At 53.0% G+C, this 24,211-nt stretch carries 27 protein-coding genes; 7 read left to right on the forward strand and 20 right to left on the reverse strand.

Translation table 11 applies throughout. From position 1 onward, the window contains the following. The coding region (locus BA066_02965; GenBank protein ID RDD53718.1) for an FAD-binding oxidoreductase at nucleotides 1-362 on the reverse strand (362 nt) is incomplete at its 3' end. 34 nt (nucleotides 363-396) lie between these two features. Here BA066_02965 and gcvT point away from each other — a divergent pair. Then, nucleotides 397-1,578: a glycine cleavage system aminomethyltransferase GcvT gene (gene gcvT / locus BA066_02970; GenBank protein ID RDD53694.1), complete on the forward strand. Its 1,182-nt coding sequence runs from the start codon at nucleotides 397-399 to the stop codon at nucleotides 1,576-1,578. On the opposite strand, the gene BA066_02975 is transcribed toward gcvT, so the two are convergent. The 6 genes from BA066_02975 to BA066_03000 all read right to left on the reverse strand — a co-directional run bounded on the left by BA066_02975 (nucleotide 1,547) and on the right by BA066_03000 (nucleotide 4,574). Continuing rightward, nucleotides 1,547-1,879 (reverse strand): 30S ribosomal protein S17, encoded by a 333-nt coding sequence (locus BA066_02975; protein RDD53695.1) that lies wholly within the window; start codon nucleotides 1,877-1,879, stop codon nucleotides 1,547-1,549. The genes gcvT and BA066_02975 overlap by 32 nt on opposite strands. Continuing rightward, complete coding sequence (locus BA066_02980) at nucleotides 1,876-2,139, reverse strand: ribonuclease P protein subunit (GenBank protein ID RDD53696.1); 264 nt, start codon at nucleotides 2,137-2,139, stop codon at nucleotides 1,876-1,878. Before BA066_02980 ends, BA066_02975 begins: the two co-directional genes overlap by 4 nt. A gap of 5 nt (nucleotides 2,140-2,144) precedes the next feature. Beyond that, nucleotides 2,145-2,348, reverse strand: a complete 204-nt coding sequence (gene rpmC, locus BA066_02985) for a 50S ribosomal protein L29 (GenBank protein RDD53697.1) — start codon at nucleotides 2,346-2,348, stop codon at nucleotides 2,145-2,147. Continuing rightward, complete coding sequence (locus BA066_02990) at nucleotides 2,335-3,081, reverse strand: 30S ribosomal protein S3 (protein RDD53698.1); 747 nt, start codon at nucleotides 3,079-3,081, stop codon at nucleotides 2,335-2,337. The genes rpmC and BA066_02990 overlap by 14 nt, the downstream gene beginning before the upstream one ends. Beyond that, nucleotides 3,082-3,552 carry a 50S ribosomal protein L22 gene (locus tag BA066_02995; protein ID RDD53699.1) on the reverse strand — a complete coding sequence of 157 codons (471 nt, stop codon included), beginning with the start codon at nucleotides 3,550-3,552 and terminating at the stop codon, nucleotides 3,082-3,084. 95 nt (nucleotides 3,553-3,647) lie between these two features. After that, a complete protein-coding gene (locus BA066_03000) occupies nucleotides 3,648-4,574 on the reverse strand; it encodes a hypothetical protein (protein ID RDD53700.1) in 927 nt (308 codons plus the stop codon). On the opposite strand from BA066_03000, the gene BA066_03005 reads away from it, so the two are divergent. Further along, a complete protein-coding gene (locus BA066_03005) occupies nucleotides 4,557-7,169 on the forward strand; it encodes a DNA-directed DNA polymerase I (protein ID RDD53701.1) in 2,613 nt (870 codons plus the stop codon). The genes BA066_03000 and BA066_03005 overlap by 18 nt on opposite strands. Here BA066_03005 and BA066_03010 read toward each other — a convergent pair. The 12 genes from BA066_03010 to BA066_03065 all read right to left on the reverse strand — a co-directional run bounded on the left by BA066_03010 (nucleotide 7,146) and on the right by BA066_03065 (nucleotide 18,529). Next, on the reverse strand, nucleotides 7,146-9,041 hold the full coding sequence (locus BA066_03010; protein RDD53702.1) for a Glu-tRNA(Gln) amidotransferase GatDE subunit E: 1,896 nt from the start codon (nucleotides 9,039-9,041) through the stop codon (nucleotides 7,146-7,148). The two genes, BA066_03005 and BA066_03010, sit on opposite strands and share 24 nt — an antisense overlap. Before the next feature lie 4 nt (nucleotides 9,042-9,045). Beyond that, nucleotides 9,046-10,371, reverse strand: a complete 1,326-nt coding sequence (locus BA066_03015) for a Glu-tRNA(Gln) amidotransferase GatDE subunit D (GenBank protein RDD53703.1) — start codon at nucleotides 10,369-10,371, stop codon at nucleotides 9,046-9,048. A gap of 48 nt (nucleotides 10,372-10,419) precedes the next feature. Continuing rightward, complete coding sequence (locus BA066_03020; GenBank protein RDD53704.1) at nucleotides 10,420-10,836, reverse strand: Zn-ribbon domain-containing OB-fold protein; 417 nt, start codon at nucleotides 10,834-10,836, stop codon at nucleotides 10,420-10,422. 4 nt (nucleotides 10,837-10,840) lie between these two features. Continuing rightward, nucleotides 10,841-11,977 carry a hypothetical protein gene (locus BA066_03025; GenBank protein ID RDD53705.1) on the reverse strand — a complete coding sequence of 379 codons (1,137 nt, stop codon included), beginning with the start codon at nucleotides 11,975-11,977 and terminating at the stop codon, nucleotides 10,841-10,843. 9 nt (nucleotides 11,978-11,986) lie between these two features. Beyond that, complete coding sequence (locus BA066_03030) at nucleotides 11,987-13,072, reverse strand: hydroxymethylglutaryl-CoA synthase (protein RDD53706.1); 1,086 nt, start codon at nucleotides 13,070-13,072, stop codon at nucleotides 11,987-11,989. A gap of 206 nt (nucleotides 13,073-13,278) precedes the next feature. Beyond that, on the reverse strand, nucleotides 13,279-13,749 hold the full coding sequence (locus tag BA066_03035) for a QueT transporter family protein (GenBank protein ID RDD53707.1): 471 nt from the start codon (nucleotides 13,747-13,749) through the stop codon (nucleotides 13,279-13,281). Nucleotides 13,750-13,774: 25 nt separating this feature from the next. Then, nucleotides 13,775-14,410, reverse strand: coding sequence for an N-glycosylase/DNA lyase (locus tag BA066_03040; protein ID RDD53708.1), 636 nt, complete (start codon nucleotides 14,408-14,410; stop codon nucleotides 13,775-13,777). Continuing rightward, entirely contained in the window at nucleotides 14,411-15,067 is a 657-nt protein-coding gene (locus BA066_03045) for a hypothetical protein (GenBank protein ID RDD53709.1), read from the reverse strand. Nucleotides 15,068-15,218: 151 nt separating this feature from the next. Further along, on the reverse strand, nucleotides 15,219-16,037 hold the full coding sequence (locus tag BA066_03050; GenBank protein ID RDD53710.1) for a succinate dehydrogenase iron-sulfur subunit: 819 nt from the start codon (nucleotides 16,035-16,037) through the stop codon (nucleotides 15,219-15,221). Between the two features lie 12 nt (nucleotides 16,038-16,049). After that, a complete protein-coding gene (locus BA066_03055; protein ID RDD53711.1) occupies nucleotides 16,050-16,370 on the reverse strand; it encodes a hypothetical protein in 321 nt (106 codons plus the stop codon). 4 nt (nucleotides 16,371-16,374) lie between these two features. Beyond that, complete coding sequence (locus BA066_03060) at nucleotides 16,375-16,800, reverse strand: hypothetical protein (protein RDD53712.1); 426 nt, start codon at nucleotides 16,798-16,800, stop codon at nucleotides 16,375-16,377. Between the two features lie 10 nt (nucleotides 16,801-16,810). Beyond that, nucleotides 16,811-18,529, reverse strand: coding sequence for a succinate dehydrogenase/fumarate reductase flavoprotein subunit (locus tag BA066_03065; protein ID RDD53719.1), 1,719 nt, complete (start codon nucleotides 18,527-18,529; stop codon nucleotides 16,811-16,813). A 376-nt stretch (nucleotides 18,530-18,905) separates the two neighbouring features. On the opposite strand from BA066_03065, the gene BA066_03070 reads away from it, so the two are divergent. The 5 genes from BA066_03070 (at nucleotide 18,906) to BA066_03090 (ending at nucleotide 23,732) form a co-directional block, all read left to right on the forward strand. Then, nucleotides 18,906-19,424 carry a hypothetical protein gene (locus BA066_03070; protein RDD53720.1) on the forward strand — a complete coding sequence of 173 codons (519 nt, stop codon included), beginning with the start codon at nucleotides 18,906-18,908 and terminating at the stop codon, nucleotides 19,422-19,424. Then, complete coding sequence (locus tag BA066_03075) at nucleotides 19,412-20,830, forward strand: cytochrome bc complex cytochrome b subunit (protein RDD53713.1); 1,419 nt, start codon at nucleotides 19,412-19,414, stop codon at nucleotides 20,828-20,830. Before BA066_03070 ends, BA066_03075 begins: the two co-directional genes overlap by 13 nt. 75 nt (nucleotides 20,831-20,905) lie before the next feature. Beyond that, complete coding sequence (locus BA066_03080; protein RDD53714.1) at nucleotides 20,906-21,625, forward strand: hypothetical protein; 720 nt, start codon at nucleotides 20,906-20,908, stop codon at nucleotides 21,623-21,625. A gap of 102 nt (nucleotides 21,626-21,727) precedes the next feature. Beyond that, nucleotides 21,728-22,000: a hypothetical protein gene (locus BA066_03085; protein ID RDD53715.1), complete on the forward strand. Its 273-nt coding sequence runs from the start codon at nucleotides 21,728-21,730 to the stop codon at nucleotides 21,998-22,000. 103 nt (nucleotides 22,001-22,103) lie between these two features. Next, nucleotides 22,104-23,732, forward strand: coding sequence for a CTP synthase (locus BA066_03090; protein ID RDD53716.1), 1,629 nt, complete (start codon nucleotides 22,104-22,106; stop codon nucleotides 23,730-23,732). Here BA066_03090 and BA066_03095 read toward each other — a convergent pair. Continuing rightward, nucleotides 23,719-24,211 (reverse strand): hypothetical protein (locus BA066_03095; protein ID RDD53717.1); only part of this gene is annotated, 493 nt, incomplete at its 5' end. The two genes, BA066_03090 and BA066_03095, sit on opposite strands and share 14 nt — an antisense overlap.

The raw sequence follows: 24,211 nt of genomic DNA on the forward strand, positions 1-24,211 counted from the left end.
GGGTTTATCGGTAGAAACATATCCCTGATGAGCCTGTTGATCTCCCTGACGGTGATTCCCGCCTCAGCCCTAACCATCCCCAAGTCCTCGTCCCTCTCGATCACCCTGTTCATCGCCTGCATGTCAAGGACTATCCCCCCCGTCACGGGAAGCGGCCCACCAACCAAGGAGGTCCCGGAGCCCCTGGGGGTTATGGGTACACCGTACTTGTTGGCTATCTCCAATACTAATGAGACTTCCTCCACGTTGCTCGGTCTGACGATGGCGTCTGGGATGAACTCCATACCGGAGGCATCGTAGGAGTAGGAATATCTATCCACCTCCTCCCTCAGGAGTTGAGACCCCCTCAGTTGCGATGACATCTCTTCCAACGCCTTGTCTACGCTGCGATCACTCATGGTCCCTAACTTGAGTGATGGTGATAACTTTAATTCTTTCCGATCGGGAGAAGGCAGGATGCTGAGGCTGGGTCTCAGGGATCTACATGAGGAGTTAGGGGCTAAATTTTTCGAATTCGCAGGATGGGAAATGCCCATGAGATATACAAGTTCATTGGAGGAAGCCCTATCCGTTAGGAAGGAGGCTGGCGTATTCGATGTATCTCACATGGGAAGACTGAGGATCACCGGTTCTGAGGCGGCTAAATTCCTGCAGATGGTCACATCGAACAACGTAGATGTGGATGCGGGGAGGAGCAGGTACACGCTCACTCTTAATGAGAGAGGTGGCATAAAGGATGATAACGTGGCCTTCAGACTCTCGAGGGAGGAGTATCTCTTTGTTACGAACGCCTCGAACAGGATGAAGATACTCGATTGGTTCGGCGAGTTGGTCGATAGGTGGTCCCTCGATGTTGAGATCAAAGATATCACCTTCAACAGCTATATGTTGGCAATTCAAGGACCAAAAGCCAGAGAAATATTTCATAAAATAATAGGAAATTCAATAAATATTAAAAAATTTCACTTAACTGAGGTGTCATGGAGGGGCGAGAGGCTCATCGTCAGCAGGACAGGCTATACTGGTGAGGATGGATACGAGGTCATCCTGAGTGATCGGGAGCTGGCGGCCGAGCTTCTGACCTCCCTAGTTGGGGAAGGCGTTAAACCCTGCGGTTTAGTGGCTAGGGACATCCTGAGGCTGGAGGCCGGCCTTGTACTCTACGGGAACGATATAGACGAGGAAATAAATCCCATAGAGGCGAGACTCGAGTTCGCGGTGGATATGAAGAAGGAAAACTTCATCGGGAAGGAGGCGCTACTTGAAATCATGAGGGAGGGTGCCAAGAGCGTCAGGGTGGGGCTGCTGAGCGACACCAGGAGCGCCCCTAGGAGGGGGGAGGGAGTGTATGCTGGGGAGGAGAAGGTGGGTTCGGTGACCAGCGGAACCTTCAGCCCCACTGTGGAGAGGGGCATAGGTATGGCTTACGTCCTGAAGGAATACGCTGAGTTGGGAAGGGAGCTCCAAGTGAGTGAGGAAAGAAAACTGAAGGTGAGAGTGGCTAGCATGCCCTTCTACGATGAGAGCATCTATGGCTGGAGAAGAATCACCTCAGCTTCCCCAGGACAACATGGCTGACCGTTTTCGCCAACCTTCGAGTCTCAACTATCCTGACGAAATCCCCCTCTTTGACCTCCAAGCAAGGTGGTAGGTGAGCGTGAATCTTGCTGCGTCTCCTCTCATATCTCTTGAACTTCTTATCATAGTGCAGGTACTCAACGAGGACACTGACGGTCCTCGTCATCTTGGTACTGACGACCCTACCCTCCAGCGTGGCATTCCTCAATGATATGGTGCCATGCCAGGGGCACTTCTCATCGTCGCAACTCCTCTCGGGCGGTATCACATCCTTCACTAGCTCCTCGGAGATCCTCCTCATATTCTCTTCACCCTCTCCTCCGGTCTACCTATCAACCTGTCTCCCACCACGGCCACGGGGCTACCTTCATCCACTTTAAATAAAAAGAGCCTGGCACCCTTAGCCACCACGGACCTCTTGCCTCCCCTATCTATGATGAGACAGTTCTTGGTCTCGAAGACGACCCTGCCTTTGATGCCCACCTCATGCATGTTTGGGGAGTGAATGACCTTCACCTCCAGCCCTATGAGCTCATGAGCGAGTATGTTACTGGGTTTCACCGGCCCTATATCTTTATACCCCTTTCCCTCAGGATCGTTAATATCCTAGCCCTCTCCCTCCTCAGGGCTCTCCTCAGGTGTGTCTTCTCAGCCGCGCCGAGCAATCTCTTCGCCTCGTTCAGGAAGATATCCCTCTCAACCTCCTTCAACCTCTCCAGAAGCTCATCGACATTCATTCCCCTGAGCTCGTCAAGCTTACTCGGACTCATCCTCCTTCACCTCACTGGCAACCTCAAACTCCTCCTCCAACTCTTTGGGTATCTCCACACTCTCAGATGCCGATAATGAATCCACCTCAGATCTTATCCTCTCCCTAAGCTCCTCTATGGCCTCTTCCTTTATCACAACGGCATCAGGTCCTCTCACACCGGGCTTAACTATCCTCACCCTCACTCCTATCATGCCCTGAGGCATCAGCACGTGCTTCACCGCATACTCAACATTCTCGACGTAATCTTGTCCGCACCTGTATATCACACCATCCCTGAACCTCTCCTCTCTGGCCCTCTGACTCCCAAACTTTCCAGAGAGCCTTATCTCGACACCCTTCGCTCCAGCGGCCATGACCCTTCTCAGAGCCGAGTAAGCCACCTTCTTGTACCTCTCTCCCCTAGCGATCCTCCTAGCTATGTAGCTTGCCACTATCCTGGCACTGAGGAATGGCTCATCCACCTTCTTCGTCTGTATGTAGGGGTTCTGTATCCCCAGCTCCTCCCTCAGGATGTCCGTGATCCTCCTAGAGGTCCTCCCTCCCCTTCCTATGATGACACCGGGGCTCTCCACATAGACCGTTATTATGTCCCTTATGGGTGTTGAGGATATTTCCACTCCATGAAAACCCGCTTTATCTGATATTCTCTCCAAGAACTCATGCAACCTGTACTTCACGATGCCCTCCTGAACCAGCTTCTTGTAGGTGGGCATGGACTTCGAGGAACTCATTCACTCACCCTCCTCCCTCTCCTCGAGCACTATCTCGACGTGAACCAGCTGCTCTATCTTAGGGGTTGCTCTTCCATAAGCCCTAGGAAAGAAACGTCTCAGCTTCATTCCCATCTGGGCTGCAGCGTGCTTCACGTAGAGGTTATCTGGGTCCAAGTCCTTGCCCATGGCGTTGTGCTCGGCGCTCTTCAGGATCTTCCTAACGAGTTTAGCGGCCTTGACGGGATATCTTCCGGCCTTGGATCCGGAGAGTCCTCTCCTGTGAGGCACACCCCCATTGTACCTCCTGAATGGGATGGGCCTCTTCAGGGATATCACATCATCGAGTATCTTGTAGGCCTCAGATAGTTTCTTGCCCCGTATCTCCCTTAGTAGCTCCACCATTTCCTTGAAGGACACTCTTAGGTCTCTCCCTGAGGCCATCGCTTCCTTCTCTCCCTGAGCCGCGTACGAGTACCCCCAGCTGGGCAACTCCCTTTACACCTCTAGTCTGGGGAGCTGGGACATCCTTTATAAAAAATACACTTAACCTCCAGAGATCCACCGAGGATGCAGAAGGGTCCCTTTTAGGACTTCCCCCCGGCCCTCGGGGTCTCGCCCCTCATCCTCCAGAAGATGTAGGCACCCACCACAATGGGTGGGATGGAAGCCAGCAATGCGAGCTGCGGAGTCATGTAAACTTCAGCGCGTTTCACCACTATCGTTAGGGATTTGCCATCCTTCTGCAGCTGGGGGACGAACTCCCAGAGAGCATCGTTCCAGAGTATCACCTTAGGTGCCACGTTCGCACCCATTATCTGGATCGAGGCGCTCGTGAAGTTAACCCAAAGATTACAGGCGATATCATCGGGCAGCAGGTACGTGAGGGGGGTGAGATCCATTATGTAGTAATCCCCACTGCTGCTCCTCTTCAGCTCCAACGGCAGGGTCTCAGCGTATATATTATAACTCACCACTAGAGTCCCAGTGGATTCCAGGAGTTCGCTACTGTAAGATACCGAGAGGCTCTTGATCTTCTCCAAGTTCGATGACACTGAGGCTGCCGCCGCTATTCCCGTGAAGTTTATCTCGGGGATCCCCCTGTAGGTGACGTTGAAGAAGTCCCACCTCAGACCGTAGAGAATGAGCGAGTCCCTGCCGTAGAAGAAGCTCATCATAGTCAGTATGGTGGAGTTGCTCAGGTAGCCTCTAGAAACCGCGCTCCTGAGGAAGCTGGCCCTGTTGGTCGGATCCCCATACTGAGGGTAGAACATGAACCTATAGGTCCCCCTGAGTCCAGCGGGGGTCAGGTTCATCGAGACATTCCCCCTGAAGTTCATCCAGTTGAGTATGGGGGCCTTCAGAGTGTTCGTGTGGAATAGGGTCTCATCCCCGCTGAGGGTCCTGTAGACGCTCGCCCTCAAGGTGGCGGAGAGATCATCCCTCACCTGAATAGAGGCCAGCGGCATGGGGTAAGCTGAGTAGGCGGCTTCCAGATGAACCGCAAGGATCATGATGACGATAGCCATTGCCACGAGTTTTCTACTCATGATGACACCTCTTTCGGTCGCCTCAATGGGCCGCCCACCTATTTAAATTCTTCTCGCGGGGGGATTGGTGGGATGACACCAAGGAGGGGTGTTCTGCTCTCGGTATTTTACTCAGGTGATGAGAAGGCCGCAATCATGAAGTTTTATGACATTGATAATGGAGAAATTTTTTCAGTAAAAGACAATTCGGATCATAAACCTTACTTGCTCACTGACGCGCCGGAGGAGAGTGCGGCAGAGGTCCTGCGAGAGTTCTCCTCGAGGATACATTCGCTCTCCAGAGTGAGGAAGTACGATATCCTGAGGGATGTGGAGCTCGAGTTGACCAAAGTGGAGGCCAAGGATCCTTTAGCTATAGGGGGATCCCCCAGGAACATGAGGGATGTACTTACCAAGCTGGGTTACAGAGTTTGGGAGGCGAAGATAAAGTACTATGACTGCTTCATTTTCGACAGGAACCTCATACCTGGCTGTCTGTACGAGGTGGACGATTCCGGGAACGTGAGGAGAGTCAAAGTCGATTCGGAATTGAGCGAGGAGATGGTGGGCTCCGATGAGGAGGTGAAGGAAGTGCTGCTCTCCATGATGCCCTTATTCGACGAGCCCTCTCCGGAGCTGCCTAATGCCGCTCTAGATATAGAGGTCCTCTCCCCTCTGGACAAGATCCCAGATCCTAAGGAGCCAGATAAACCCGTTGCCGCGGCAGCCATAGTGGACAGCTTCAACAGAAAGGAGGTTCACGTTCTTTACAGGGGAGGCAGTCTACCCAATGAGCTGCCGGACGGTACAAAGATAATAGCTTATGAGAGCGAGGGGAGACTAATTAGAGGTGTACTTGATAGAATCAGTGAATATCCACTCATATTCACCTACAACGGGGATAACTTCGACCTCCCCTACTTAGCCAAGAGGGCTAAGGAGCTTGGAGTGAGCGACAGGCCCATCAGGCTCGAGAGGGACAGGGCCATACTGGATACGGGGATACATGTAGACCTGTATAAACTGTTCAGTAACAAATCAATACAAGTTTATGTCTTCAGTAACAAATATATCGGCTATACGCTGGATGAGGTGGCTGAAGCCCTGCTAGGGGAGAGGAAGATGGAGCTCGAGGTGAGGGACTTCTACTCATTAGGGACAACGACACTGGCTGAATACTGTTTGAAAGACGCTGAGCTCACCTTCAAGCTCGGGAACATAGGATCCGGGGAGCTGATCAGGTTACTCTTCCTCTTCGCTAGGATAAGCAAGATGTCCTTGGAGGAGGTGTCCAGGCAGGGGGTCTCCTCATGGATCAGGAACATGATATTCTTCGAGTACAGGAGGAGGAATTGGCTCATTCCTGAGAAGGAGGAGATAATGGCCGTTAGGGGGGAGAGAACCTACTCTCAGGCGATAATCAAGGGAAAGAAGTACATGGGAGCCATAGTCCTCGAGCCAGCACCGGGGGTTCACTTCGATGTGGCCGTCATGGACTTCGCTAGCCTGTATCCATCGATTATAGGACGCTGGAAAGTGAGCTTTGAAACGGTAAACTGTCCCCATGAGGAGTGCAGGTCGAATAGACCCGTGGAGGAGCTCCCACACTGGATATGCACGAAGGGCAGGGGGATAGTCCCTTACATCATACAGGCCCTGAGGGACCTCAGGGTGAAGAGGTATAAGAGAAGGGCCAAGGAGGAGAGAAATGAGCACATGAGAGAGTGGTTTGATACCGTCCAGAGGAGCCTTAAGGTGTTCCTGAACGCATCATACGGCGTCTTCGGTTTCGAGAACTTTCCCCTATACTCACCTCCGGCGGCTGAGATGATAACCGCCCTAGCGAGGAAGGCCATGCTCCTCTCAATAGAGGAAGCTAGGAGGATGGGGCTGAGTGTCATATACGGGGATACTGATAGCCTGTTCATAAAAGGGGCCACTCAGGCTCAGATCAACGAGTTGGAGAGGAGGGTTGAGGAGAAACTAGGAATAGATCTGGAGCTGGATAAGTGGTACAGGTATGTGGTCTTCTCCAGGCTGAAGAAGAACTATCTGGGGGTGACGAGAGAGGGCATCGTGGAGGTGAAGGGACTGCTCGGGAAGAAGAGAAACATACCCCCGCTGGTCAAGAAGGCCTTCGATGAGGTGCTGGAGATACTATCGAGCGTCAAAAGTCCTGAAGATTTCTCCGAGGCCAAGAGGATGATAGAGGAAACCATAAGGAGCTACGTGAGGAGGCTGGAGTCCGGGGAATACGATATTGAGGAGCTGGCATTCAGATGCATGCTGGGTAAGAGCCCAGATGACTACGTAAAGACCACCCCTCAGCACGTTAAAGTGGCTAGGATTCTTGAGAGGATGGGCAAACGCGTCGAAGCGGGTCAGGTGATAAAGTACGTCAAGGTCACCGGTAGGGACGGGGTCATGCCGACGGAGCTGGCGAGCAAATCCCAAATAGACAAGGAGAAGTACTTGGAGATAATGAGGACAACATTTGAGCAGATACTGAGCGCTTTAGACCTAGATTTCGATGAGATAGTGAGGGAAAGAAGGGTATCAAGCCTTGAAGGATTCTTCTAATCTCCTTCTCACCCTCTCGCTCACGATGGCGCCATCTATCCTACCCCTGACCAGCTTCATCACCTCCCCCATAACCATACCGAAGGCCCTATCCCCTCTCTCCGATATCCTGTCCCTGAGTCCCTCTAAGACGGATTCTATCACGGAATCGAGTTCTTCTAAGCTGATCGTGTGCTCCTTAACGTAATCTTGCGCACTTGAACACTTCCCCCTCGCTATCTCCCTGAGCAAATCAGGTACGGCTTCCTTGGCGAGCTTACCCTCTCCCAGCAGTCTGAAGATCTCCTCAAAATGACTCTCCAATATCCTGTCAACTCGCTCACCTTCCCTCCTCAACATCCTGATGGTGGACGTCAATGTCGATGCTGTGAAGCTGGCTGGCGCCCCGCAGGACACCAGCCTCTTGAAGAGCTCGACCCTCCCCTCATCGTATAGCTCCCAGGCCAAGTCGCTATTTATGTTGTAAAGCTCCGCCAACTCCCTCACCACGTCCTCAGGCATCCTAGGCAAACTCCGGATCCTAGCGACTATGGGAGCGACCTTAACCGGTAGCACATCAGTCTCCGGGTACATCCTGGCTGATCCGGGCATAGGTCTCATGAAGGACGTGTTTCCATCTGGTAGTGCCCTCCTGGTCTCATTTGGAACGCCCCTGACGGCAGCTTTGAGTCTGGACCTCACGGACTCTAGAGCGAGCAATGAGGTATCCCTCCTGCCTAAGATGATCACGAAAGTGTCATCGTTTTCGCAAGATAGCCTCTCTCTAATGACCCTAACATCTTCCTCGCTCATCCCGTACCCCGGCAACTCGTCCCCATGGATGATCCCCTTGACTCCACCGAAGACCCTAGCGTAATCCGCTAACTCCGCTCCGAAGCGTCTTCCCGGCTGCACCTCCCGCCCTAGGAGGCCCCTCATTCCCCTCACTCTCATTCCGAAGGCCCTATCTCCTTTGGAGATCGCCTTCTCTACGATCTGGGACTTCTTACCGGCTAATATGTCCGTTATATCCTCCACAGGATCTGAAAAATCGCTCTCAGAGATTCCCCTGCTCTCCATCTCATCTTTGATTCTTAAGAGGTTCTTTTGCCTGATGACCTCCCTCCTTATGACCTCCGGGATCAGATCGAGCTCCTGTATCCCCTTTATCTCCTGCCTAGCACCTCCCTCTATCGATACGTTTATGTCCTGCCTTATCGTCCCTATTCCCCTCTGCACCCTACCCGTCGCCCTGAGCAGCCTACCTATCCTCAGGGCGGCCTCCTTTGCCTGCTCAGGGTGCCATATGTCTGGGGAGGTGGCTATCTCAACCAAGGGGATCCCCAGCCTATCCAGCTTATACCTCGCATACTCCGGGGTGCTATCCACTATGAAAGCGGATTCCTCCTCCAGGCATAGGGTCTCCAAGCCAACCTTCCCCATTGAAGTGTCTATGAAGCTCTCCTCATCCCCTAGGGCAACGAGAGCAGTCCTCTGAAATCCCGTGGTGTTACTCCCATCGACCACTATCTTCCTCATCACGTGGATCTCGTCAACGGGCTTCATCTTGAGCATGAGAGCTATCTCTATTGATATCTCCAGGGCCTCCTCATTCAGGGGGAGCGGAGGAGCCTCATCAGCCTCGACCTCGCATGTGGTATCGTAATAAACCCCGTAGAAGAAATCCCTTTTCCTCAGCGATTCGAACATGGCCGCCGGATCTATGAGACCTAGTTCGCTGTAAGAAACGCTCAGGTTCCTCTTTATCCAGTGATGAGGCTCATCGTCTCTCAAGATAGAGGGACAGTTGCAGAAGAGCTTGTGGGAGTCGAGCCTCTGATGGATCTCCAGGCCCACCCTCAAACCGATGCTCCTGTAGAACTCGGCTTCCAAGGGATCACCTCCAGCAGGGTGGGAAGGTGTTCAAGGGAAGCCTAGTCCCTATCTCCCCAGCGAGGTTGGTCAGCATGAGCCTCCGAACCTCCTCAAGTTCCTGTGTGTGTCCTAGCACGAACATCAGCTTGACGAGGGAGACCTCAGGCAGCATATCCATGGCAGGTATAACCCCGGCCTCGAGCAATCTCCTCCCCGTCTCATACACCTTGAGATCGACCCTCCCGAACAGGCACTGGGATGCCATGACGACGGGCACCCCGTCCCTGATGAGCTCGCGCACCTCAGGTATCACGTGCTTGGGCACGTGACCCAATCCGGTGCCGGCTATGACGATCCCTCGGAACATCGTTTTGAGCATGCTGAGGTATCCCGACGGAATGCCCGGCCATATCTGAACCAGAGCCACCCTGCTATCGATCTTATCGTCCAGTACGACTCCACTGATTCCCTCACCTCTCCTCCTGAAGTTATCGGAGATCAGATCAATGGAGTCACGGCCCACCCTCGCGAGCGGAGGTTCGTTCACAGAGACGAAGGCGTCCCTCCTGGATGTGTGCATCTTCCTCGCCCTCACCCCCCTCAAGACGTAAGCGTAGTCGTCAGATGGGCTCGAGTGCATCACTATTACCGATTCCGCTATCGGTCCGGAGGCCGCCAGTCTGGCGGCAGCTATCATGTTCACCACAGCGTCCGTCGATGGTCTGTCAACCGATCTCTGCGATCCGACGAGCACGACGGGTTTATCAAGTTCTCTCAACATGAAGGCCAACGCTGATGCCGTGTAGTGCATTGTGTCAGTCCCATGCGCTATTATCACACCCTCAGATCCCTTCCTGAGCTCCCTCTCCACCGCCCTGGCTATCTCCCTCCAATGATCCGGGGTCAGGTTCTCGCTGAACTCCGCGAATAGCCTCACGTAATCTATGTTCGCTATTTCAGCGAGCTCCGGTATGAGGTCCAGCAGCTCCTCAGGTTTCTCATGAGCTATGACGGCGCCTGTTGAGTAGTCCACCCTGGATGTTATTGTCCCTCCCGTGACCACTATGGGCACTCTAGGCAGGTCCTCCCTGTAGCTCAGCTCCGGGATGGGCCTCTCCTCCCTCCCACCTCCCTTGGAGACGAGCTCGAGCTCGGCTCCCTCTATGCTTATCCCTATGTTGTATCCATTATCCAGCTTTATTATCACGTGCTCATCGTCCAGTATCTCAGGTCTAGGTATGAGTATTCCCTCATAAACGCGGTTTCCCTTCCTAATCCTCACCCTGTCGAAGTCCTCTATGCCCAAGCTGGAGAGCAGCCTTCCTGCCTTCCCCCTGTAGTGGAGCATCGGGACTAACTGGAGTTGCAATAAAAAAGGTGAAGGGGATAGTGAGGCTCAATCACCCCTCATCAAGGGCCTGAACTTATAGGCGTATGCTATTATTCCCGATTCCCCGCTCACCCGGACCTTCCTGAGTACCATCTCCACCTCCATACCCTCGGCCACCTCGGAGGGAGTGACGTCAGTCAGCTGACTCAGGACCATGGTCCCGTCCTCTAACCTCACGAGAGCTATGATGTAAGGGGTGTAGTATTCGTAGCCTCGGGGCGCATTCCATATCACCGAATAGTTGACCACAGTTCCTCTCCTTGGGAGCTGCTTAACAGCTATATCCCTTGATCCGCAAACAGGACATATATCCTCCTTAGGGAGCATCGTGTGACCGCAGCTCCTGCAGATCCCTCCCTCCAGCCTATACCTGGCTGGTATCTCCCTCCAGTGAGAGGGAACGCTCAACCAGTAGGCCCACATGATCTCACGCACCCTCCATCAGGTGAACTATCGAGTTGCTTCCCAACCCTCCGATGCTCAACACTAGGGCCCTCCTGGCGCCGCTTACCTGCCATCCCTGGGCCCTTCCGGTGAGCTGAAAATAGGCCTCAGCCAGCTGATAGACTGATGTGGCGCCGATTGGATCACCTCTGGCTTTTGATCCTCCCTCCGGATTCACAGGAGTTGATCCGTCCCTCCTGGCCTCACCATCCCTGAAGAGCTTGTAGGCTTCCCCTCTACCGACCAGCCCAAGCTCCTCAACGGCTATGTAGCCTGAGACGCTCGAGTACTCTTCTATACTGTAGAAATCCGGCTTGAAATCGTCTACCCTTGAGAGGGCCCTCTTAAGGGCCATCCTGATCGAGGGCATCTCAACAAGGGAGGTCCTGTTGTAGAGTGAGATCCTATCGGTCGCTTGTCCCGATGAGACGATCTTGGCGTTGCCATTGGGTCCCTCATCCTTGGATGAGAGCACCAAGGCGGCGGCACCATCTGAGATGCCGGGCACGTCCATCATGCTCAGGGGTTCAGCTATCAGCGGAGAGGTGATGTATGCGTTCAGGTCGACCTTGAACCTGTACTGGGCATGTGGAGTATCAACAGCATTCTCATGCATGATGATCGGGAAATATGAGAAATCCTCCCTACTAATGCGATATTTTCTCATGTAATCCCTCATCACAAGCGCATGCATGGAATCCAGGGTTGCCCCATGGAAGGCCTCGTACTCCGAGTCTATCAGAGTGGACAAAGCCGTATTGGAGTCCTCTAGGGAGGTGTAGTCGGTCATCTTCTCGACTCCCACAACAAGGATCCTGCGAGCCTCGCCGCTCCTTATCAAGGAACCGGCCAGCATGGCGGCTGCCGCTCCCGACGCGTTAGCTGCCTCCACCTTCACAGCGGGTACGCCTATCAGCCCAAGGTGGGAGGCTATGTACGATCCCAGGTTCTCCTGGCCGTTTATGACCCCCGAGAGGGAATTTGCCACAATCAGGTAGTCCACATCAACTTCACCAGCGTCCCTAATGGCTGCAATTGAAGCCTCCGCGGCTAGATTTCTCAGGGATTTCTCCCAGTGATCCCCGACCTTGAGCACGCTCGCGCCTATCACGAAGACCATAATCTCACCTCAATACCCGCTGAAATCGTGCAGCATCCTGATCATCCTCCTGTATCTGGCGTAAATCGCATAATCTATGTACTCCTTCCTGGAGACGTAGTCCATAGTCTTCGGGGCAAGGTCCCGCACCTCCTCTATCCCATCCCGAACCTCTATGTGGAAGGCATCGCTACCCGCGCCGGACCCGAAGGAAACGAGTAAGATCCTCTGCCCTGGTCTCGCCTGATCCAGCACGGCGGCCAGACCAACAAGAGCTGATCCGCTGTAAGTGTTACCTATGAAGGGAGTTATCAGCCCGGGCTTTATCTTTTCCGGCGTGAACCCAAGCCTGGTGCCCACCCTGATTGGGAACTTGCCGTTAGGCTGGTGGAAGATTGCATAATCGTAATCCTCCGGCCTGGTCCCCATGAGGCTCATGAGTTCCTTGGCTGCGGACATTATATGCCTGAAGTAAGCTGGCTCCCCAGTGAAAGCCCTTGTATGTGCGGGGTAGTGCTCGTGCTGCCTCCTCCAGAAATCCGGGGTATCCGTGACGTAAGAGAGGGAGGACTCTATGACAGCTACTGACTTATCAGCAGGTCCTAGAATGTAGGCGGCCCCTCCGGCAGAGGCTGTGTACTCTAAAGCGTCTCCCGGAGCACCTTGAGCGGTATCAGCCCCTACGGCCAGTCCATAATCTATCATGCCGGAGCCCACCAATCCGATCACAGATTGCATGGCCTCAGTTCCCGCCTTACATGCGAACTCATAGTCGGCCCCCGTGGTGAGCCTCTTGGGCCCACCAGCACCTATGGCCTCAACCAGCATCGTTGCGGTCGTCTTCACAGCATAGGGCTTAGATTCCGTACCAACGTAAACCGCCCTTATGCTGGAAGGATCTATCCTGGCCCTCCTCAGAGCGTTCATTGAGGCCTCATAGGCTATTGTGAAGGTATCCTCGTCGAGACCCGGCACGCTCTTCTCCTCGACCATTATACCGGCTGCATACCGCTTCCACTCTCTTCCCCATCCCCTAGCAAGTTCCTCCGACCTTATCCTCCATCTGGGCACGTAGGCTCCCCATCCAACTATTCCAACCTTCCTGCTTGCTCTCATGATGTTTCACCCTTCATCCTCGCCTTATAGGAGCCATAGCAGGAATCGTTGGGAATTGCCGGATCTAGGCGAGTCGATCACCTAAAAATGTTTGCTGTATGCTCATGAACCACCTCGCCGATCGCAAATACCCAAAATATTGGGCGAGGGTATCGCGATAAGATCCTAAAATAGTTTATATATTCACGCTGTCTGAGTGTGGAAATTTAACTAACATACCATCTGCTCACGATCCTCAAGAGCAAGGAGCCCAGCCCACCTATCGATATCAGGGAACCTATGAGTAAGTATGCGAAGGTGAGCAGTGGAGGAAGATTCAACAACTCGTAGAGATAGAGAGAGACTATGAGGGATACTGTGAAGGGCATCTGCATGATCGCGAGGGTCCTTCTCCTCCTAAACCTCCACCCCAAGTAGGTCGCCACCAAGTTAGCTAGGGAGCCACCCAATGCATCAACTATGCCGAAAGGTCCAATCAAGTTCGCGATGAAGCATCCTATTGAAGTCCCTATGATCACGGGTGGTCCGAATAATAGCGAGAGAGCCAATAATGAGTCGGAGATCCTCACCTGTATCGCGTAGAAGGATATAGGGGCCAGAACGATTGTGATGGTCGCGTAGAGCGCGGCGAAAACAGATGTCAGGGCTAAGTTCATCACGAATCCTCGCATCTCCATCCTGAACCCCAGCTGCGCGATCAGGTCACTTAATAACCTTGCCCGTCTCGAGGTACCATAGGTAGAGGTCCAGTTCCCCCAGGGGGATCCCCGTCTCTCTCGACAAGTTCTCCAGTAAGGATTCTATCTCAAGGTACCTCCTCCTGCTTAAGCTCTTGGGCCTATCCTCGAGAAGACCGAACCTCACCAGCAGATCGAGTACGTGTAAATCGATTATAGAGATGTTCTTGAATCCTATGTTTCTCAGGAAGTGGCTTGCCTCCTTATAGCCCAATCCCTTCACATTTTTGACAAGCCATTCCCTGAAGGATCTCTCATCCCTAAAGCTGCCCACTAGTTCCTTCAGCACCGGAATGAGTCTTCTGGCCTCAACTATGAACTCGGCCCTCTTCTTGGGATACCTGTGGCCCAATTCAGCCAGTCTATCGGCTAGCTCATCTTTAGGGAGAGAGAATATCTCATCTCCTAGGGAGTTGAGGATTCTGAGAGCACCTTCTGCGCTGAAGTTTGCGGTGAGGAGGCAGAAGACCAACTCCCTGAAGAGATCCTCCTCACTCCCATCCCTCAAGCTTTCGAACTCTCTCATCCTCCTCTCTATGATTTCCCTGACCTGACTGTTTCTCAAACGGATCACTTCATCTAGCAGTTCCCTCAAGCCCAATCAGGACCCCTCTATGCTGTAAGTTACAAAAGCTCCATCCTCGAATTCCTCTATCGATCTTATCCTTGATTTGACACCGAACTCCTCCAAGAGCTGCCTGAGGTCCTCGAAGTAGTCGTAGAAACCGCATGTCCTGCAGAAGTTTCCGGAAAATTCAACTCTGATGGAATCATCCGAGAGGCTCACGACGCAAGCTTGAGACTCCCTGCCTCTAAGTGAATTGTACTTGTCCAAGGCCCTGGATACTGCCTCCGATAGCTCCAGCCTGACGGGCTCATGGAGGTACTCCCAGACTCCATGCTTGGAGCAGAGTACCCTCACCTTGAACGGACCGTTCATCCCGACGAGGGAAGCCTCAGGTCTCCTGCTGAAGTCCAGATAGCTTCTAACGCGATGGGATCCCTCCTTAACTACCTCCACCCAAAGTATCCTGTTCTCCTCGTTCATATCATGGGGAACGATCCCCACCTCGATCACGATCTCATTCCCCTCCGAGTAAACCCTGGGCAAATGCTCCTCGAGAGTGTCTCCTGAGTTTGGAAGGAGCTCCATCATCTCGACGCCGCAGCAGATGAGAGGGCCCCTTCCGGGCAAATGCTCCTCCACGATCCTTCCGCAAACTGGACAGCGGAAGAACCTAGAGGGGGATCCGCTCATGACACCCACCGCATCTCGATCAAGTGGTGGGCATTAAAATGAATGAGGGGTCAGGACTCGGCAAACTCCTCACTCTGACGTCGGCCGGTTGATCCCACTTCATTCCTAGCGCGTCATGGCATTATGATAATAAAAAATTTTCGGTGAGATACTATCTCCTCTTAACTTCCCCTATCTTGGACGGTAGCACCTCAGCCGGTCTGTGGGGCTTTAAGCCGAACTTCCTCCTAATGATGAGCTTCTTCAGAAGCTGTATCCCTTGGGCAGGATCCACGTACTTGGGACAGACATCGGAGCATGATGTGGCGAAGTGGCAACGCCAGCAGCCGTGCTCTGTATCCACGATGGGAATCCTCTCATCAAATCCATCATCCCTGCTGTCGACCATGTACCTGTAAGCCTGGGACAGGGCCTGAGGCCCTAGATACGCGTGGTCGGTTGCGGTGGTGGGGCAAGCGGAGTAACAGGCCCCGCACTTGAGGCAGTCGGTGAATTGATAGTACCTTGCGTACTCCTCTATACTCTGCTTGTATTCACCCGTCGGATTATCAAGCTCATCAGAATCCTTCCTTATTATCCAAGGCTTAACAGCTCTATGCTTCTCGAAGAACGAGGTGAAGTCGCAGGCAAGATCCCTGATCACTGGGAAGTTATCCAGGGGTCTGAGCTCAACGAGGTCCCTGCCGTGAGCGACCTCAAGCACTCTAGTCCTGCAGGCGAGCATCTGCCTCCCGTTGATCATCATGGCGCAGGAACCGCAGAGGGCCTGCCCGCAAGAGTACCTGAAGCTCAGTGAGGGATCTATCTCCTCCTTTATCCTGAGCAGGGCATCTAGTATGGTGGTTCCCCTGCTCACCTCAATTTCATACTCCCTCCACTCAGGGAAGTAGTCCTTCTTGGGGTTGTACCTATAGACCCTAAGCCTGATCACCTTAATGGGCTTCCAGAGATCCATTGAGGACTGCTCCATAGTGATCCCTCCCTAAACGAGGCCCAGGGACATCAACAGCACTTGGATGCCTACCGCATATGTGGCGATCCCTATGAGGAGTAGGGCCCATCCTATCAACCTCGTCCAGCAGGCGTCGGGGACTAGCTCTATCAATATGACCCTGATTCCATTGAAGGCATGGTAGAGGAGCGATGCCAGGAAGACGGACATGTTTGTCAGGTAGAGGTAAACATTTCCCGTTATCAGCTTGCCGACGTTGGGGTCGTTGTTGGCAAGCAGGTGAATCAGTCCTGTGACGACTATCAACAATCCTGTGATATAGTGGAGCAACATCTTGGTGGATTCCCTCATAATATCACCCTCCCATCAGGGGCTTCACGATGAGAGCGTAATAGGACCAGATGATCGCTAGCGTCAGGAATAGCAGCAAGGTGAGAGCCAGAAGATACCTCTGCCTACCCTCAACTGAGACGGGCCTTTGGAAGGGTTTCTTCACGAGCAGGGGCTTGCCTATGCCCAATCCCAGGAGCTCAAGCAGGGTGAGCCTTATACCATTAGCAACGTGAAATGTGACTATCACGCCTAGAATGGCATCCCACCACAATCCCGGATGCCATCCCGTGCTGTAGAAATGCGGTAGCATGAAGAGCACTATGAGTATGCCTGTTATCCTGTGCAACGCGTATAGCTTCCTCTCAAGTACGTAACCCCTCACCTTGAACCATCCGGATACCCCCCTTCTGTTGAGGGCGTGATACTCGAGATATCCCTCCTCACCCATACGAATCACCTCAATACTTCCTCTCGGCGGGGGGCCACTTGGTTATCCTCACGGGCAGGTAGCTGAAGATAGGCTCCCCATCAGCGCCTCTGCTGATGAGGGTGTGCTTTAACCAGTTTTCATTATCCGTCTTCGGGTAATCCAGCCTTGTGTGAGCGCCCCTGGTCTCGGTCCTGTTCAGCGCTGAGAGGGCAACCACATAGGAGATCTCAAGCATGGCATCCAGCTCAAGCACGTGTATGAGGTTCATGTTGTATTCGAGATCCTTGTCCGCTACATTTCCCTTTCCGAATCTCTCTCTAAGCTCCCTCAATCTCCTAACAGCCTCTTTCAGGCCATTCTCATCCCTGAAGACGTAAACGTGGTCTCCCATGATCTTCTGCATCTCCCTCCTTATCAGGTAAGGATTCTCGCCGGTCGACCCCCTCAGTATCCCATCAAATATCCTCTTCTCCTCAGCATGGACCTTCTCCATCGGTATATCTCTCCTATCCCTACTCAGGGCATAGTCAGCGGCCTGCCTTCCAGTGAGCATACCGTAGACCAAGCAATCTGATGAGGAATTGGTTCCCAGTCTGTTTGCACCGTGCAGGCTGACACAGGCCACCTCGCCAGCGGCCCAGAATCCCCTGACGGGAGTGGCCCCGTAGGTGTCGGTGTGGACACCCCCCATGGAGTAGTGCGCCACTGGTCTGACCGGTATGGGCTCCTCCACCGGGTCAACTCCCGCGAACTCTATCGATATCTCCCTCACATCGGGGAGCCTCTCGTTTATCTTATCCTCCCCCAGATGTCTCAGATCTAGCAAAACGTAATCCAAACCATTGGGACCCTTGAATCCCCTACCCTCAAGTATCTCGGTCATCTCAGCCTTAGAGACGACGTCCCTCGGAGCCAGCTCCATTTTCTCAGGGGCGTACCTGCTCATGAACCTTTCTCCCTTGTTGTTTATGAGGTAACCTCCCTCCCCTCTGGCGGCCTCCGTTATGAGTATGCCTGATGGCACAAGCCCGGTCGGATGGAACTGGAAGAACTCCATGTCCTTAAGGGGGAGTCCAGCCCTGTATGCCATACACATACCATCAGCCGTCGAGGAGTGGGAGTATGTGGTGAAGGGGAAGATCCTCCCAGCTCCCCCTGTAGCCAGTATTCCCGCTTTCGCGTGAAACACATGAAGCTCCCCGCTCTTGAGTTCGATGGCGGTAACCCCCCTGAACTCGCCGTCCTCTACGAGCAAGGAGGTGACGAAGAACTCATGGTAAAATTTTATTCCATCATACTTCAGCGCGGTATCGTAGAGCGTGTGCATAGCATAAAGTCCCGTTTTGTCCGCGGCGAAGCAGGCTCTTGGGAAGCTATGCCCTCCGAAAGGCCTTTGGGCGATCCTTCCATCGCTTCTCCTAGCCCAGGGCATCCCCCAGTGCTCTAGCTGATATATCTCCTGAGGAGCCAATCTGACGAATAGCTCAACGGCGTCCTGATCCGCAAGCCAAGCGGCACCCTTCACGGTATCGTAGGCATGGAGATCGAAGCTATCTCCCTCATCCGGGTACAGAACGGCACCAGTTCCCCCAGCGTAGGCTACTGAGTGAGATCTCATCGCATGTATCTTGGTCACGACACTCACGTCGAGCTTATCTTCGCTCCTCCTGGCAGCCTCTATGGCAGCCCTGAGGCCCGCCAATCCAGATCCTATGATCACAACATCGGTCTCGATGACCTCCACCAAGGTGACAACCTCCCTCACCCGTACATCATTTGTCATGTGATAAGTGAGTCAATAAGATAAATGTTTCTGGTTGATAATCTCTAAAAATCTATTCTCATTAGGGAGTTTATTTAATAAATATATTAGATATTGTCCAATTAGCAGACATTTCATTTCCCATAATTCGATCAGTAATTTTAATATTTTTGGGCGAGCCCTAGTCCGCTGGGGATGGGTGGGATGGTGGCTCAGCTATCCATTATTAAAAATTTTGTCAGTGGATCCCTCCAAGTACATATAGGTTTCGTGGAGCAGCTCTGGATAGGCGTCTGTCTATTTGCCATGTTCGTGATAGGGCTTGTGATATATCACTGTTACTCCAAGAGCTTGGGTTTTCATGAGAGGTGATCCCATGGTAGAGATCAGTAGGAGGGACTTCATAAAGGGCGGGATCCTAACGTCCATAGCCCTAGCTGCAGCATCCTTGGGGGTTCCACTGGTGCAATATCTTTCCTCAGAGCGCGTGATCACAGGGAAGATAGGGGAGAGCTCCAAATCGCTTCCGCTCAAAATAGCTAATGTGAGTGAGGTTAAGCCCGACTCTCAGGTATCCTTCCTGATGCCCCTGAATCCCGATGGTAGCAGGGGCCAGCACCCCGCGATCCTGATAAGGCTCAGACCCGAGCTGGCCCAGAGGGCTGGGACGGAGTTCAAGGCCTACAGTGCTGTCTGCCCGCACCTCGGATGCATAGTCCATCTGGAGCCCGGAAATGACATATACTGCCCCTGCCATGCCGGTTACTTCAATCCCGTCGATGGGAGCGTCATAGCGGGTCCCCCCAAGAAACCACTTCCCGAGATAGAGATAAGGATCGACGAGGTAGGGGATATTTACGCGGAGGGATGGAGGAAATGAGTTGTGGAGGAAGAGAATCCTGTCTCTCCAGGTTCTTAGACTGGCTCCTCGATAGGCTGGGCATGAGGGAGTTCAAGGAGTTGAAGGTTTACAGGCACACGCTTCACCCCCTCTACAGTCTGGGAGGGCTAACAACTCTGATGTTCGCGATAAACGCGATCACGGGCATACTCCTGCTTATGTTTTACGTGCCCGTCTTTGGGGAGAGCAATCTCGCATATGACAGCATAGTCAGGATAATGGAGGAAGTGGCTTACGGTTCCACCATAAGGAGCTTACACAATTACGCGGCCAACCTGATGATACTGCTCTCCATGCTCCACTTCCTGAGGGTCTACTTCATGGGAGCTTACAAGAGACCTCATGAACTAACCTACGTTGTGGGGATACTCATGGGATTGCTCGCGATCCTCTGCGGGGTCACAGGCTATTCGCTCAGGATGGATCACATTGCGGCCGAGGCGATAAGGATAGGGAACACGCTGGTATCGAACATGCCAGGGGGTAAGTGGATAGCACCTCTGATATACGGGACAGGGACGTTTGACGAGATCCTAGGTAGGTACTTCGGGTTCCACATACTGATAGCGGGTCTCATCGCGATACTCATGCTGCTGCACTTCCTCATGGTGCACATACATCATTCCTCACCTCCCTACGATGGCTCTGATCCCGAGCCCGCGGTACCCTTCTTCCCGAACCACCTCCTGACGGAGGTGGCAGCAATATTCATAGTACTTGGCTCACTGGTGGTGCTGTCAGCGGCCTTCCCGGCCGAACTGGGTCAGAAGTTCCTGCCAACAGAAAAGCTCCCAGTTGGGCAACCCGAGTGGTATCTCATGGCGATCTATTCAGGCATAAAGACTGGAGTTGACCCATTTCTGGCCTTCGCTGTGGTTCCGGGAGTGCTCCTGCTCGTGCTCGTCCTGATGCCTTGGATAGACCCGGTTTATAGCAGGCATCCCAGGAACAGAAGGATAGCGACGCTATACGGGTCCATACTCCTGGGAGAGTTCATAGTCTTCACGATATACGGCACCCTCACACCTGGTCAGGAGATACCGCTCGTTCACGCTTTGTTGGTGGCCCTGGTCACGGCGGTCGCGATAGGCCTGCCTGTTGCGAGATACACCTCCAAGCCGGTTCCGCCTAGGGCGGCGATGAAGGTCAGAAGGGTGAGGCACACGCCATTGATTGTCCATCAGGGAGCCTACATAATCCTAGCTCTACTCATCATTCAGATGATTGCGCTAGTCCTAGGAATAGATGCCCATCTCAAAGAGAGTTATACGCTAGCCTCTCTTCACTTCGGTGTCTCGATAATAGCGTTCGGGTGGCTGATATTCGTGGCCAAGGTGATGACGGTGGATCTGCATTACATAACGAGGACCGTGGAGGGAGCTTAGAGGATCCCCAAAAACGAATTCTTTATTCGATGATCAACTAAAATGCTTTTTATCATACTGCGGGAGTCGGTCCCGATGGACAGAGATACTCTCCTGCTGCTGGGGGTCATGATCATAGTGCTCCTGGTCCTAGGCTCGATTTACACCGTGATGTATAGGGGAGTGGCGCCTTCGCTCCTAGGAAGCTACACCCAAACTCAGCAGACTCAGCAGAGTCAAACGCAGGGGGCTAAAGCCCAGGAAGCACCATTCCAATTTAAGGATAAATTCCTGCTCACTAAGGAATTCTCCGTCAATTATGATGTCTATATGAACGGGAGTAAGGGAGGCGAGTTGACTGTTTACTCCAAGGGCGAGAAGTACAGGATGGACTTCTCGAAGGAGGATGCCAACTACGTCATGATAAAATCTGGGGGATCCTATACAGTATGCTATAAACTCCCTCAGGAGGACTGGACTTGTTTCAGCGTTAATTCCTCGGAGGAGGCAATTCAGTCCACGGGTGAGGAGCTCAAGGATCCTGTGGATGAGGGCCGGAAGTTCAGCACCCCCCAATACAATGGATCTAGGAACTATGCGGGCCAGAAAGGTTACTGTTATTACGTGAAGAGCGGGACAGATGGTGGGGAACTTATAACAGAGATCTGCATAACGGATAAAGGAATACCAGTTTACTACCTATATCTGGAGAGATCGTTGGATGGAAATTTAATAACTAGGGTGGAATTTGTAGCAAAGACAATCTCGTATTCCGTGCAAGACACAGTGTTCAACCCACCTGCCACACCGTCATGACATTCATGTAAATATTTTTGACATATAAGTGCGAATATCCGAATTGAAACTCGATTACACGTAACATTTTTAAACAAGTACTTCCACACGTTAGGGGGGAGCATGGGAGAGAACCTCCCGGAGTTCGAGCACGTTTATAACGCTATAGTGTCCGAGATAAGGGCGTTCATCCATGGTTCGGAGTGCAACATGGACCTCATAAGGAGTTTGATAGCGGCGCTACCGCCCGAGTCCCTGGAGCAGCTGATCGAGCAGCTGCATCAGAACCTAGTGTCTTGGTTTGAGATGGGACTAATATCGGAGGAGAGGTTAGCCAGAGGATTGGAGAAGCTGGAGGAGATAAGGAAGCTCTATCCTCTACCCTCTCAAAGGTGATTCGGCCTCATGGAGGCCTAATTGGTCGCATCATCCACGGAGTCCATGGAAAGGTAAAGGGACTCAATAAGTTTTTATTCGGTGCTCCGGCGCCACTGGATACGTGGATTTCAAGCTTGTGATCGTCACCGGAGGAGTGATAAGCGGTATAGGAAAGGGTGTGGTGGCCGCCTCGATAGGGAAGCTCATTCAAGCGAGGGGCTTCTCGGTCTCCATGATAAAGATAGATCCCTACCTCAATCCGGATCCCGGAACGCTGAACCCGATTGAACACGGTGAGGTCTTCGTGACGGAGGAGGTGTGGTCTTTCACCCCGGGAGGGGGAGTTGAGTTCAAGATAGCTGAGATAGACGAGGACTTCGGTCACTATGAGAGATTTCTGGATGTGAACATGCACCCTTCAAATAACATAACTAGCGGTCAAGTGATGTTGAACGTCATACTGGGTGAGAGGCAGGGCCAGTACTTGGGCCAGACTATAAGGCTGATACCCCACGTGACGGACGAGATCAAGAGGAGGGTGCGTGAGGTGGCTGTCAGGGAGAGGCCTGATGTCATGATCGTGGAGCTGGGTGGAACAGTGGGGGATTATGAAGCAATGGCCTTCGTGGAAGCATTGAGACAGCTCAGGCTGGAGCTGGGGAAGGGGAACTCGCTTCACGTTCACGTGACCTACGTACCCTTCGTCGAGACTATAGGTGAATTCAAAACAAAACCAGCCCAGCTCTTCTTCAGGGAAGTTCTAGCGGCGGGTCTCCCTCCAGATATTGTTATCGCCAGGACTTCATCCCCTCTTCCGGATAACGTCAAGAAGAAGCTCGCACTTTACGCTAGCGTACCTCTAAGCTCCGTATTCGATGACCCGGATCTGAGCGTGGTCTACGAATTGCCCATATACCTTGAGAGGCAGGGCCTGGGAAGGGTGCTCTCGGAAAGGCTCGGCTTGAATGGAGATCCTGATCTGAGCGATTGGGAGGAGATAACGGAGAGGTTCAGGAGGGGTGTCAGAAGGAGGATAGCCATGGTGGGGAAGTACTGGAGGATGGCTGATGTATACATCTCAATAGTGGAGGCGATAAAGCATGCCGGGGCCAGCTTGGGTGTCATGCCCGAGATAGTGCCCGTGGATTCAGAGGGTGTCGAGAGGGGAGACGAGCTCTGGAAAATAGAGGGGTCCGATGGTATAGTTCTGACACCAGGATTCGGCTCCAGAGGGACTGAGGGCATGATATCAACGGCATCATTCGCCCTTAAAAGCGGAAAGCCCTTCTTAGGTATATGCTTCGGTGCTCAGCTAGCCACAGTTGCGTTCGCGAGGGAGGTCATGGGGTGGAAGGAAGCCAACTCGACCGAGATAAATCCGGCGACCCCCTGGCCCGTGGTGGACCTCCTGCCGGAGCAGAAGGAGGTGAAGGGAGTAGGGGGGACCATGAGGCTCGGGGGGCAGGAGGTGATACTGCTGGAGGGTGTGCTGAGAAGGGCTTACGGTAAGGAGAGGATAGTCGAGAGGTTCAGGCACAGGTATCACATAATAAGGGAGTATGCTGAGAGGATGGAGGCCTTCGGCTACAAGGTGACGGCAATAGACCCGACGGGTAGGATAATAAACGCTTTCGAGGTTGAGGGGCACCCCTACTTCGTTGGGATTCAGTTCCATCCGGAGTTCAAGTCTAGGCCCGGGAGGCCGAGCCCAACATATCTGTCATTCATAGAGGCCATCAGAGCGATTTGAAAACCTCCTTGGAGGCCCTGATCACGACCTCAACCTCATCGTCCGTCATACAGTGGTATATCGGGAGGTACAGGATCTCCCCGCAGAGTGCCCTTGCATTTGGCGTGGAGCTGCTTGAGGGATCGAAGCCCTCGAAGAGTACGCTTAGGAAGTTGTAATACCTGTCATTCAACCTGGAGATAGCTGGCTGCTCTTGCAGGGGCATTGGGTATGCTGGTCTGGCCATGACCCCCCTCTCCGCGAGCATTCTGATGGCCCTATCCCTCTTCCCCCCTCTGACCCTCACCGGGTAGAGGTGCCAAACGGGATCGGCCCATTCAGCCACATAGGGCGTCTCCACGAGATTGGAGAGCTCCTCTGAGTATCTAGATGCTATCTCCTTCCTCCTGCCATTGAAGGCCTCCAGATTCTCCAGCTGGACTAGCCCTATCGCAGCATTTATCTCGGTCATCCTGTAGTTGAACCCTATGAAGTGATGA

The organism is Candidatus Korarchaeota archaeon NZ13-K (assembly GCA_003344655.1).
GTDB lineage: Archaea > Korarchaeota > Korarchaeia > Korarchaeales > Korarchaeaceae > Korarchaeum.